Source organism: Roseovarius nanhaiticus, from assembly GCF_900156535.1.
Lineage (GTDB): Bacteria > Pseudomonadota > Alphaproteobacteria > Rhodobacterales > Rhodobacteraceae > Roseovarius > Roseovarius nanhaiticus.
Window position 1 is genome coordinate 419,602 of record NZ_FTNV01000002.1, and the last position, 12,274, is coordinate 431,875.

Annotated in this window: 10 protein-coding genes; 3 read left to right on the plus strand and 7 right to left on the minus strand. The window is 64.2% G+C overall.

Features of this window, described 5'->3' with window-relative positions; all coding sequences use genetic code 11:
- Positions 1-45: 45 nt before the first annotated feature.
- Complete coding sequence (upp, locus tag BW975_RS12230; protein WP_076534786.1) at positions 46-678, minus strand: uracil phosphoribosyltransferase; 633 nt, start codon at positions 676-678, stop codon at positions 46-48.
- Between the two features lie 198 nt (positions 679-876).
- Between upp and BW975_RS12235 the strand changes: the two genes are divergently transcribed.
- Positions 877-3,153 carry an NADP-dependent malic enzyme gene (locus tag BW975_RS12235; protein WP_076534395.1) on the plus strand — a complete coding sequence of 759 codons (2,277 nt, stop codon included), beginning with the start codon at positions 877-879 and terminating at the stop codon, positions 3,151-3,153.
- A 484-nt stretch (positions 3,154-3,637) separates the two neighbouring features.
- Here BW975_RS12235 and BW975_RS18360 read toward each other — a convergent pair whose 3' ends face one another.
- Positions 3,638-3,760, minus strand: a complete 123-nt coding sequence (locus tag BW975_RS18360; protein WP_272482023.1) for a hypothetical protein — start codon at positions 3,758-3,760, stop codon at positions 3,638-3,640.
- 349 nt (positions 3,761-4,109) lie between these two features.
- Between BW975_RS18360 and BW975_RS12240 the strand changes: the two genes are divergently transcribed.
- Positions 4,110-5,999, plus strand: coding sequence for an AMP-binding protein (locus BW975_RS12240; protein WP_076534397.1), 1,890 nt, complete (start codon positions 4,110-4,112; stop codon positions 5,997-5,999).
- Positions 6,000-6,088: 89 nt separating this feature from the next.
- On the opposite strand, the gene BW975_RS12245 is transcribed toward BW975_RS12240, so the two are convergent.
- From BW975_RS12245 to BW975_RS12255, 3 genes are all read right to left on the minus strand, one after another.
- Complete coding sequence (locus tag BW975_RS12245; RefSeq protein WP_076534399.1) at positions 6,089-6,910, minus strand: carbon-nitrogen hydrolase family protein; 822 nt, start codon at positions 6,908-6,910, stop codon at positions 6,089-6,091.
- 77 nt (positions 6,911-6,987) lie between these two features.
- The gene (locus BW975_RS12250) at positions 6,988-8,181 is read right to left on the minus strand and encodes a type III PLP-dependent enzyme (protein WP_092746263.1); all 1,194 of its coding nucleotides are present in this window, start codon (positions 8,179-8,181) and stop codon (positions 6,988-6,990) included.
- 259 nt (positions 8,182-8,440) lie between these two features.
- Positions 8,441-9,199: a DUF1013 domain-containing protein gene (locus BW975_RS12255; protein ID WP_076534403.1), complete on the minus strand. Its 759-nt coding sequence runs from the start codon at positions 9,197-9,199 to the stop codon at positions 8,441-8,443.
- A gap of 153 nt (positions 9,200-9,352) precedes the next feature.
- Between BW975_RS12255 and BW975_RS12260 the strand changes: the two genes are divergently transcribed.
- Positions 9,353-9,994, plus strand: coding sequence for a ribonuclease T2 family protein (locus BW975_RS12260; protein WP_076534405.1), 642 nt, complete (start codon positions 9,353-9,355; stop codon positions 9,992-9,994).
- A gap of 147 nt (positions 9,995-10,141) precedes the next feature.
- Here the strand turns inward: BW975_RS12260 and BW975_RS12265 are convergent, their stop codons facing one another.
- Together BW975_RS12265 and BW975_RS12270 are read right to left on the minus strand one after the other, a co-directional pair.
- Positions 10,142-11,218 carry a Hint domain-containing protein gene (locus tag BW975_RS12265; RefSeq protein WP_076534407.1) on the minus strand — a complete coding sequence of 359 codons (1,077 nt, stop codon included), beginning with the start codon at positions 11,216-11,218 and terminating at the stop codon, positions 10,142-10,144.
- Between the two features lie 88 nt (positions 11,219-11,306).
- The gene (locus BW975_RS12270) at positions 11,307-12,227 is read right to left on the minus strand and encodes a lipid A-modifier LpxR family protein (protein ID WP_076534409.1); all 921 of its coding nucleotides are present in this window, start codon (positions 12,225-12,227) and stop codon (positions 11,307-11,309) included.
- Positions 12,228-12,274 lie beyond the last annotated feature (47 nt).

A 12,274-nucleotide genomic window follows, 5' to 3' on the forward strand; every position in this document is an offset into this window, starting at 1 on the left:
CCAATTAAAGGGCCGAGTAAACAGGCAAGCTGTGGGGCGCGCGCCTTATTTCGTGCCGAACATACGGTCTCCGGCATCGCCGAGGCCCGGCAGGATATAGCCCTTTTCGTCCAGACTGTCGTCCAGCGACGCGGTGACGATGGGCACATCCGGATGCGCTTCCTTCATGCGGGCCACGCCCTCGGGCGCCGCCAGAAGGCACAAGAAGCGAATATCGGTCGCGCCCGCTTGTTTCAGAAGGTCGATCGCGGCGGCACTGGAATTGCCGGTGGCCAGCATGGGATCAACCGCGATGACCAGCCGCTTGTCCATCTGATCGGGCACTTTGAAATAGTACTGCACAGGCTTCAGCGTCGCCTCATCGCGGTAAAGCCCGACAAAGCCCACCCGCGCCGAAGGGATCAGCTCCAGCATCCCGTCCAGCAAGCCGTTCCCCGCCCGCAGGATCGAGATCAGCGCAAGCTTGCGCCCCGCCAGCACCGGCGCGTCCATCTCTTGCATCGGGGTCTCGATCTCGCGCGTGGTCATCGGCAACTCGCGCGTCACCTCATAGGCCAGAAGCTGCGATATTTCGCGCAGGAGTTGACGGAACACGGCGGTCGAGGTGTCTTTCTCGCGCATCAAGGTCAGCTTGTGCTGGACCAGCGGGTGTTTGACGACAGTGAGATGCTCTTGCATGGAATCCTCCGGCATGGGTTGGCGCCTTTTTGGCGCATGAATGCCCCAAGCGCAACGCCGCCGCACCAACCGGCGGGCGCTTCCGCCCCAGCTAAGCGATTGCGAAAATCCGCGCGAAGATGCAGTGTGGGTCCGGCTTGCCCGCGCCCGAGGGCAAAATGGTTCACCCTTGAACAATAATAAACGAGGAGCGGCAGGATGAGCGATCCCAACGAGACGCTGAGACAGGCGGCGCTGAATTACCACGAATTTCCCAAGCCCGGAAAGCTGGAGATCCGCGCGACCAAGCCCCTCGCCAATGGCCGCGATCTGGCGCGCGCCTACTCGCCCGGCGTCGCCGAAGCCTGCCTCGAGATCAAGGCCGATCCCGCGAATGCCAGCCGCTATACCAGCCGCGGCAATCTGGTGGCGGTCGTCACCAACGGCACCGCGGTGCTGGGCCTTGGCAATATCGGCGCGCTCGCCTCCAAGCCGGTGATGGAGGGCAAGGCCGTCCTTTTCAAGAAATTTGCCGATATCGACTGTTTCGACATCGAACTGGACGAGGCCGATCCCGAACGCCTCGCCGATATTGTCTGCGCCATGGCGCCCACCTTCGGCGCGATCAACCTCGAAGACATCAAGGCGCCCGACTGTTTCATCGTCGAGCGGATCTGCCGCGAGCGGATGAATATCCCCGTCTTTCACGACGACCAGCACGGCACCGCCATCGTCGTCGGCGCGGCGGCCACCAACGCGCTTTATGTCGCTAACAAGAGGTGGGAGGACATCAAGATCGTCTCGACCGGCGGCGGTGCGGCGGGCATCGCTTGCCTCAACATGCTGGTCAAGCTGGGCGTGCGGCGCGAGAATATCTGGCTGTGCGACATACACGGACTGGTCTACGAGGGCCGGACCGAGGATATGAATCCGCAAAAATCCGAATTCGCCCAAGCCAGCAATCTGCGCACCCTGGAGGACGTGATCGACGGCGCCGACCTCTTTTTGGGCCTGTCCGGCCCCAATGTGCTGAAAGCCGAGCTGTTGAAGAAGATGGCACCGCGCCCGATCATTTTCGCGCTGGCCAACCCCACCCCCGAGATCATGCCCGACCTCGCCCGCGAAGCCGTGCCCGACGCCATTATCGCCACCGGGCGCAGCGATTTTCCCAATCAGGTCAACAACGTCCTCTGCTTTCCCTTCATCTTCCGCGGGGCATTGGACGTGGGCGCGACGCAGATCAATGACGCCATGCAGATCGCCTGCGTCGACGGCATCGCCGAGCTGGCCCGCGCCACGACCTCCGCCGAGGCAGCGGCGGCCTATCAGGGCGAACCGATGACCTTCGGCGCCGATTACCTTATCCCCAAACCGTTCGATCCGCGCCTGTCGGGGATCGTCAGTACCGCGGTCGCCCGCGCAGCAATGGAGTCAGGGGTGGCCGAGCGCCCGATCGAGGATCTGGACGCCTACAAGGCCAAGCTGGACGCGTCCGTCTTCAAATCTGCGCTGCTGATGCGCCCGGTTTTCGAGGCGTCCAAAAAGGACGCGCGCCGTATTGTCTTTGCCGAGGGCGAGGACGAGCGCGTGCTGCGCGCCGCGCAGGCAATCCTGGAGGAAACCAGCGAGCAGCCCATCCTGATCGGTCGCCCGTCAGTGATCGAGGCACGCTGCGAGCGGATGGGGCTAGATATCCGTCCCGGCCGCGATTTTCGGATGGTCAATCCGGAGGACGATCCGCGCTACCGCGACTACTGGACCAGCTACCACGAGATCATGAAGCGGCGCGGTGTGACGCCCGACCTCGCCAAGGCGGTGATGCGCACGAACACCACCGCCATTGGTGCCGTGATGGTGCATCGCGGCGAGGCCGACAGCCTCATCTGCGGCACGTTCGGCGAATATCGCTGGCATTTGAACTACGTCAGCCAGGTGCTGAGCGACAAAGACCACCACCCGCACGGCGCGCTCAGCATGATGATCCTCGAGGATGGCCCCCTCTTCATCGCGGACACCCATGTGCGCGTCTTCCCTTCGCCCGAAGATCTGGCCGAGACAGCGATGGGCGCCGCGCGCCATGTGCGCCGCTTCGGCATCGAGCCCAAGATCGCCTTCTGCTCGCAATCGCAATTTGGCAATCAGGGCGAGGACTCGGGCAAGCGCCTGCGCGCCGCCATCGCGCTATTGGACGCGAAGCCGCGCGATTTCTGCTACGAGGGCGAGATGAACATCGACACCGCGCTGGACGAGGAACTGCGCGCGCGCCTTCTGCCTGACAACCGGATGGAGGGGCCGGCCAACGTGCTGATCTTCTCCAATGCCGATGCGGCCTCGGGCGTGCGCAATATCTTGAAAATGAAGGGCGGCGGCCTCGAAGTGGGGCCGATCCTGATGGGCATGGGCAACCGCGCGCATATCGTCTCACCCTCGATCACCGCGCGCGGCCTTCTGAACATGGCAGCCATCGCCGGAACGCCGGTCGCGACCTACGGCTGACGCGAAAACGCCGCCCCGCGGTGCCGGGACGGCGTCATTCTCACACGGCCTTGCGGCGTGATTATTTCTTCTTGCCGCCGGGTTTTGAGCCGGCTTCCTTGGGCTGGGGTTTGGGTGCGTTTGCCATCTGGCAGACCTCGCTTTGGCGGCCCAGCACCATGCCGGGCCTGACGAGAGCATCTCATGTGCGCGGCTGAGTCTGCTACGGATTTCTGATAGCAGCCGCCCCGCCGCGCGGGCCCATCGGCCAAAGCGCGCCGATCCCCGCGCGCCATCGGCCAAGACTGGCCTGCAGTCACGCTCGCGGCTCGGTCTGCGCTCTCTGGAGGCGTCGGGGATACGCGGCCTTATCGCGCTGGTGGCGAGATCGGGATTGCGCGGATGACGGTGGCCGCGCCACAACAGTTGACGGCGTGCAGAGCCCGGACATGACATCGCCGCCCCGGGTTGGGGGCGGCGGGCCTTGCATCACGTGGATGCTGGCTTACTTCGACTTGCCAGCAGCCACTTCCGGCTTCTGTTCCGCTGTATCGGCGGATTTCGGTTCTGCGGTCTGACCGGGCTTGGGGCCGGGAATTTTCGAGCCAATGCGCTTGTCGTCGGACATGTTGAACTCTCAATCTATATGGGCCGCGGCATGATGTCGGGCCTGCCATTGATATCGTGCGCGCCTGTCTCATTTGTAAGGCCGCACTGGGCTGCATCCTCTAGAATGCGGCCGACACAAGCGGATCGGCGCCCCGATCAGACCAGTCCGGCGCTTCACCGCCCGCGCGCGGCAAAGCCCGGCCCTCAGCGAAACAATTCCCCTGCGCCCCGCGCTTCTGATCGCTGTCTGTCTGCGCCCTGACAAACCCGGTGCCGCTCTCTTTTGGCCGGCGATTGAGGCGTATCGCGCCTTGCCCATGCCGCCAACTCGCCTCTACAACTGTTAAAACGGTTTGAGGGAGGCCAACATGAGCTACAGGGAAATCTACAAACGCTGGCAGGACGACCCCGAGGCCTACTGGTTGAACGAGGCCAAGTCGATTGATTGGGACGAGGCACCGACGCAGGCGCTCTTCGATCGCGGCGAGAACATCTATGAATGGTACGCCGATGCGAGGGTAAACACCTGCTACAATGCGGTCGACCGCCACGTAAAGGCCGGGCGCGGCGCGCAGGCCGCCATCATTCACGACAGCCCCGTCACCGGCACCAAGCACACCATCACCTATGCCGAGCTGCAGACACGCGTCGCCAGCCTCGCCGGTGCCCTGCGCGCCAAAGGCGTCGAGAAGGGCGACCGCGTCATCATCTACATGCCCATGGTGCCCGAAGCGCTCGAGGCGATGCTGGCCTGCGCGCGGATCGGCGCGATCCATTCAGTGGTCTTCGGCGGATTTTCCGCAACCGAACTGGCGGTGCGCATCGAGGATTGCACCCCAAAGGCAATCATCGCCGCCTCCTGCGGGATCGAGCCGAACCGCAGTGTCCATTACAAACCCCTCCTCGACGGCGCGATCGAACAGGCGGCGCACAAGCCCGAGTTCTGCGTCATTTTCCAGCGCGAACAAGAGGTGGCCAAACTTGTCGAGGGCCGCGACGTCAGCTGGCACGGTTTTCAATACGGGGTCGAGCCCGCCGAATGCGTGCCGGTCGAGGGCAATCACCCGGCCTATATCCTCTACACCTCCGGCACCACGGGCGCGCCCAAGGGCGTCATCCGCGCCACCGCCGGGCATCTCGTCGCGCTCAACTGGACGATGAAGAACATCTACAACGTCGATCCTGGCGATGTGTTCTGGGCGGCGTCAGATGTGGGCTGGGTCGTGGGTCACAGCTATATCTGCTACGCGCCGCTCATCCACGGCAACACCACCGTGGTCTTCGAGGGCAAGCCCGTGGGCAACCCCGATGCCGGCACCTTCTGGCGCGTCATCGCCGAGCATGACGTGCGCGCCTTTTTCACCGCCCCCACCGCCATCCGTGCGGTCAAGCGCGAAGATCCCCACGGCGAGCTGATCAAGAAATACGACCTCTCGCGGCTCAAGGCGCTCTACCTCGCGGGCGAGCGGGCGGATCCCGACACGATCATCTGGGCACAAGAGAAACTGGGCAAGCCCGTCTATGACCACTGGTGGCAGACCGAAACCGGCTGCGCCATCGCCGCCAACCCCGCCGGGGTCGAGGCGCTGCCGGTCAAGATCGGCTCGCCCACCGTTGCGATGCCGGGCTATGACATCTGCATACTTGGCGAGGATGGCACACCCAAAGAGCCGGGCGAGCTTGGCGCCATCGCGATCAAATTGCCGCTGCCCCCCGGCACACTGCCCGGCCTCTGGAACGCCGAGGCGCGGTTCCGAAAATCCTATCTCGAAACCTTCCCCGGCTACTACGAGACAGGCGATGCCGGAATGATCGACGAGGATGGCTATCTCTACATCATGGCGCGCACCGATGACGTGATCAACGTCGCCGGCCACCGGCTCAGCACCGGCCTGATGGAAGAGGTGCTGGCAAGCCACCCCGACGTGGCCGAATGCGCGGTTCTCGGCGCCAAGGACGCCCTCAAGGGCCAGGTGCCCATCGGCTTCGTCTGCCTGACCAAAGGCGTCGACCGCCCGGCCGAAGACATAACGAAGGAATGCGTCGCCCTCGTGCGGGACAAGATCGGGCCGGTTGCGGCCTTCAAGCTCGCCGTCGTGGTGGACCGCCTGCCCAAGACCCGCTCGGGCAAAATCCTGCGCCGCACCATGGCCAGCCTTGCCGACGGCGAGGATTTCAAGCCGCCCGCTACCATCGACGATCCGGCTATCATCGACGAAATCGCCGCCGCCTTGAAAACCATCGGCTACCCGCAATAAAGACACGGGCGCCGCATCCCCCGCGGCGCCCTTTTTCTTCTTGCTGAAAATATCCTCGCCGAAGGCACAAGAAAATTCTGCGAATTTTCTCAGACCCGCTCGAAATCCGCGTCGTTCATCAGGCTTGGGATGCGTCCCTCGGTTTGCGTGATCATATCCAGATCGATGCGCGCGGCCACCACGCTCGGCCCTGCGCCCCCATCGGCCAGAACCTCGCCCCAGGGGTCCACGATCAGCGAATGCCCATATGTCGCGCCGCCGCCCGGTACCGGACCCGTCATCGCCGCCGAGACCATGAAACGCGTCGTCTCAATCGCCCGCGCACGGTTCAGAACATGCCAATGGGCCGCACCCGTCTTGGCGGTAAAGGCGGCAGGACAGGCCAGGATCTCGGCCCCGCCCTGCGCAAGACTGCGGTAGAGATGCGCAAAGCGCAGATCGTAGCAGATGCTATGGCCGACCCGTGCCAAAGGCGTGTCGTGGATGACCGCGCACGTACCGGGATCGACCCTGTCACTCTCGCGGTAGACCTCGCCATCCGACAACTGGATGTCGAAGAGGTGAATCTTGTCGTAGCGTCCCGCGATTGCGCCCTCGGGCGTCAGCATGAAACCACGGTTGATGATCCGCCCGTCCGGCCCATCGACCGCGACCGATCCCAGATGCACCCAGATCTCACGCTCGCGCGCGAAATCCTGCATCGCGGTCAGAAACGAATGCGCATCCTCTGGCGCCGATGGCGGAGCGACCGCCGCCCCATCGGCGCGCAGGCCACCACAATATTCCGGCAAGAAGATCATCTGCGCACCGCCCTGCGCGGCCTCGCGGGCCAAGGGCAGCGCCTCGTCCAATGCCTCTTCCATGCTGGGCATGGGGCGCAGTTGCAGACAGGCGATATCAAGAGGGCGCATGATGAACTCCGGAAGACAAGACAGCCAGAGCCTAAGCCAGCGCCGCCGCCGGGGGCAACCCGGCAGCGGCGCTGTGCTCAGATTACGACAACATCCAGCGGCGGAAAGCCGTTGAAGCCGACCGACGAATAGCTGCTGGTATAGGCGCCGCAATTGCGGATCACGACGCGGTCCCCGCAGGCCAGCGCCGTCGGCAGGTTGATGGGCCGCTGCTCGTAAAGGATATCGGCGCTGTCGCAGGACGGACCGGCCAAGATGCAGGCCCCTGTCTCGCCACCATCATGCGGGGTCTGAATCCGGTAGCGGATGGCCTCGCCCATGGTTTCGGCCAGCCCCGAGAACATGCCGATATCGAGATAGACCCAGCGGTGCAGATCATCCGCCGACTTGCGCGAGACCAGCAGCACTTCGGCCACGATATGCCCCGCCTCGGCCACAAGGCCGCGGCCCGGCTCGGCCATGATATAGGGCACGGTGCCAAAGCGCTCGGTCACGGCGTCCATCACTTCGGCGGCATAGCGCGCCGCTCCCATGACCTCATCCTCGTAGGTCGCCGGAAATCCGCCGCCAAGGTTCAGAACACGCAGGTCATGGCCCGCCTCGCGGCCCGCAGTCCACAGCGCCGCGATCTGGTCCAGCACGGGGTTCCACGAGGCCGGATTGCGCGTCTGGCTGCCCACATGAAAGGACAGGCCCGCCACATCGACACCCGCGCCGCGCGCGTAGTCCATCAGCGGCAGCATGGCCGAGCGGGCGCAACCGAACTTGCGGCTCAGCGGCCAGTCGGCATCGGAATTCTCGACGATTACGCGCAGATAGACACGCGCGCCCGGCGCATGCGCCGCCAGCTTGTCGATCTCGGCCTCGCTATCGGCGGCAAAGAGCGTGATGCCATGCGCATGCGCGTAGGCGATATCGGCGGGTTTCTTGATGGTGTTGCCGAACGAGATGTCGGCGCCGGTCGCGCCCTGGCTGAGGCAGAGCTCGATCTCGCCGCGGCTGGCCGCATCGAAACGCGCGCCTTTCAGAACAAGCGCACGGATGATCTCGGGCGCCGGGTTCGCCTTGACCGCGTAATGAATGCGCGCCTCTCCCAGGCCCGCGACCAGCGCGTCATATTGCGCGGTGACACGGTCACGGCTGACGACCAGCGTGGGACGATCAAACTGGCGCGACGCAATAAACGCGGCGGCGGGGTCGATCACATCAGCGGCAGGAACGGCGAGGTTTGCGGCGCGCAGGGCGCCGGGGATCATAGCGGTCATGGTCATCTCCAAAAGGATCCCCCGGAACGGTCCGGGTTGGGTCAGCAGTCAGAGACGTTACCGTCGCTACATAAACGCGGGTCAGTCAGTATGTGGACTGACCGGCCAGAGGCGCGTGCGTTGGCGTCTTGAATTGCGCATTTATACCAGTTTGCGATTCACACAAGCGGTATTTGCAGGCCGCGCATAAAAAATCCCGGCGCGCGTCATCGCGGCCGGGATCTTGACGTCATCGGGCGCATGTCCCAGCGACGACTGATACAGCTCAGCGGCTACCGGTCTCGCTCTCGTCCTCGTCGTCATCGGACCCTTCAGGCAGGTTAAAGAGGCTGTCCTTGTCGTATTGCTTGCTCGTGACCTCCGGATCGGCCTCGCCCAGCGTAAAGCTTTCCAGACCCTCGATCGCGGTCGGCATCTTGTGCTCGTCCTCGCTCGACAGGCTCTGCTCGGTGCTCAGCAGCTTGCGGCGGTCCTCGTCGCTCATCGCCTGGCCCTCGCGTGCCTTCTTGGCGGCGGCCTTCTGCACGGCGGCATCCAGCTCGGACTGCTTGCACAGGCCCAGCGCAACGGGATCGATGGGCTGGATATTGGCGATGTTCCAATGCGTGCGCTCGCGGATCGCCTGAATGGTCGGCTTGGTCGTGCCCACCAGCTTCGAGATCTGGCTGTCGGCCAGCTCGGGGTGGAACTTGACCAGCCACAGGATCGAGGCGGGGCGGTCCTGACGCTTGCTGAGAGGCGTATACCGCGGCCCACGGCGCTTTTCCTCGCCCTCCGCCGACGCATTGTATTTCAGCTTCAGCTTGTGCAGCGGATTCTTCTCCGCCTCGTCGATCTCCGACTGCTCCAGCTGGTTATTGGCAACGGGATCGAACCCCTTCACGCCGGCGGCCACATCGCCATCGGCGATGCCCTGAACCTCCAGCTCGTGCATCTCGGTGAAATCCGCGATCTGCTTGAAGCTGAGCGTGGTGTTGTCCACCAGCCAGACGGCGGTGGCCTTGGCCATAAGTGGTTTCGCCATGTTCTACTCTCCTAAAGCGTATCCGTCCCGCACGCATGCCTTCCTCGTCTCCTGTCTCCAGGAGGCTTCGGATAAGGTCCGAAGCGGGTCGCCATTGTCGGGAAACTTGGGTGCCCGTATAGTCCCATGAATGCCGTTTGGAAAGACCGAAATATGCGCGCCCTCCTGATCCTGCTGCTCGGTTGCGCCCTCACAGCCTCCGGCGCCCATGCAGAGGGCGAACGCGCGGGCAGCTTCGACTACTACGTGCTCGCCCTTAGTTGGACACCAACATGGTGCGCCACCACTGGCGACGCGCGAAATGCCCTCGAATGCGCAGACAGCGCCGATGCCGCCTGGACGCTCCACGGTCTCTGGCCCCAATACCACCGCGGCTGGCCCAGTTTCTGCCCCACGTCCCAAAGACCGCCCTCACGCCAGATGACCGAGGCGATGAGCGACATCATGGGCAGCGGCGGCCTGGCCTGGTATCAGTGGAAAAAGCACGGCCGCTGCACGGGCCTCAGCGCGCCCGCCTACTTTGCGCTTACGCGCGAGGCCTGGGGTCGCATCGCACGCCCCGAAGTGTTCCAGCAGTTGACCCGCCCCGTCAAACTGCCCGCGCGCGTGGTCGAAGAGGCATTCCTCAAGGAAAATCCCGGCCTCGACCCGGACATGCTCACCATCACCTGCCGGAATGGCCGCATCGCCGAGGCGCGCCTGTGCCTATCCCGCGATCTGAACCCCGTGCCCTGCGGCCAGGACGTGGTTCGCGATTGCCGCCTCGAGAATGCGCTGCTGGATCCGGTCAGATAGGCCAACCGCGCCCTGCGCATCTCGCGAAGCGACAGGGGTATTTACCCCCAAGAAAAAACAAAAGGGCGCTTCACACCGAAGCACCCTTCCATTCTTCTTGTTAAAAATATCCCCGCCGGAGGCCGGAAAATTCATTCAATTTTCCGATCACGCCGCCTCATGCGCAAGGATGGCCGCCTCGGGCGTGCTGAGGCTGCGCCGCGCGAAGCCGCCATAGGTGTGCGGCTCGAACTCCAGCGCCGGATAGCGCGCCAGTAGGCGCAGGCGGTCCGCCTCGCCTAGCGTCGAGAGGGACGCGCTGGCCGGGTGAAAGCTTTCAGTCTCGACCCCATTGGCCCAAAGCACCTGGTGGCTGGGCAGCAGGAGGTGAATGTAGGTCACCTCGCGCAGCGCCAGATCGACGCTGATCGAACTGGAGTTGACCAGATCCTTGGCCGAGATCAGCACTTCGGGCGTGTTGAAGAGCGCGCGGGCCGTGTCGCCCTCGATCAGCATCCGGTGCTCGGGCGAGACCAGCAGATCCTCGTCGGGGCGCCAGTTGCCCGATCCTTTGCCCAGCGCGCCCGCGCGGATGCGGATGGGGCGCAGGCGCGGCATCGCGAAGAGGCGCGCGCCGGTCATGTGGCGGCTGCCGATCCATTCGATCGCCTGCGCGCCATTATCCTTGGTCTGCACCCGGTCGCCCTCGCGCAGATCCTCCACCAGGCGCGGGCCATCGGGCGTGTCGATACGGGTGCCGGGAGTGAAGCAGATGACACCGCCCGTCGCGGGCCCGGTAGAGGCGGTCTGCGCCCCTTCCAGCGTGTGATGCACAACCCACATGTCCGTGTCCTGTGGCGGCAGCATGTCGAGAAACATCAGCAGCGGCTTTGCGCCGCCGCCCAGTTCGATCACGCTGACCGTGTAGCTTTGTGCACCGTTGGTGACGACAAAACTGCTGTCGGGCAGCGTGTCGTCCACCTCCACCGCGCTCAGATCCCGCGTCCCGCCCAAAGCGGCACCCACGAGGCGGCGCACCATCCGCGCCGCACTCTTACGATTAACTCCATGTCCGTCAGTATTTTCCAGCCGCAACAGCTCGGGCGGACCATCGACGCGCACGGGGTTCCCGCGCCAACGCCATGCTGCGCCAACCGTGATTTGCTCGACCGCGTCCGGCTCGAAACCGTCCACTTCCGTCTGCGACCAGGAAATGACGAACGTGCCCCGAAAGCCCGTTCCCATACCCGTATATTCCTGCCTCGATCTTTTTTTATTAACCAGAGGTTAACAAACGAAGTTAAGGCTGGGAAGCGCCGTCAAGAAAAAGCTGTCAGAATTCCAGATGTAGTCGCAAGGATCCCACAAACTGGCCCTCTTCCTGGCCCTTGAACTCGCGGTCGAGCCAGGTCACGCCATAAAAAACCCGGTGTCCGGCGGGCGCCGCGTAATGCACGCCGGCGCGAACCCGATTGCGCGCATCGCTCAGGCGAAACCCGCTGCTTTCGGGTAGATAAACGCTGTCCTCGACATAGGCGGTGTCGGCGCCCAGCACGAAAGCGTAGCCCGCCAGTCCGTTATTCACCGCGCGATAGCGCTGCCCCGAGACGGGCGCCCGCACCATGAGCCCGCCATCCAGCGCCGTGCCGATGGTCAGATCGGCGCCCACGCGCACCAGCGTCTCGTCGCCCGCACGCGCCTCGGCGAACGGGCGCAGGTTGAGCGCGCCGAAGCCCGTGGAATGGCCCACCTCCATCACCGCAGTGGGCCGAATATCGTCGCCGATCTGCGTGCGGCGCACCGTGCCACCGACGCCCTGCCCGCCTAGATTGTCGTGTATGAAGTCCTGAAATCCGTCGAGGCCCGTTTGCGGGCCGACAAAGACCAGATCCCCGCCCAGCGACAGCTCGGCGCCCATCGCCTCATAATGGGTGTGCAGCCCGACCGAGAGAGAGCCCGCATAGGGCCTGTCGCCTGCCGCGGGCAAATTGAGATCCTGCGGCGCGATGATCTGAGCATTGAGCCGCAGCTCCAGAAGCTGGCCGAACCCTTTGGGCAGACCGCCATCCCAGGACGGTCCCCACACGCGGCTGGACGCGACGGATCCGGTGCGCCAGCGGTCAAAGCCGTCGCCGATGAAATCGTTGGTCACAAGGCGGCCGTAGCCCAGCCTGACGCGCCCTTCGGACGCGGCAGGGGCGGCAATGCCCAAAATGAATGCCATGGCCAGACTGGCGGCGACAAAAGAACGCATCGATAATTCCCGTACTGTTGCCCCCCGGCCTGCGTGATGTAACCGCT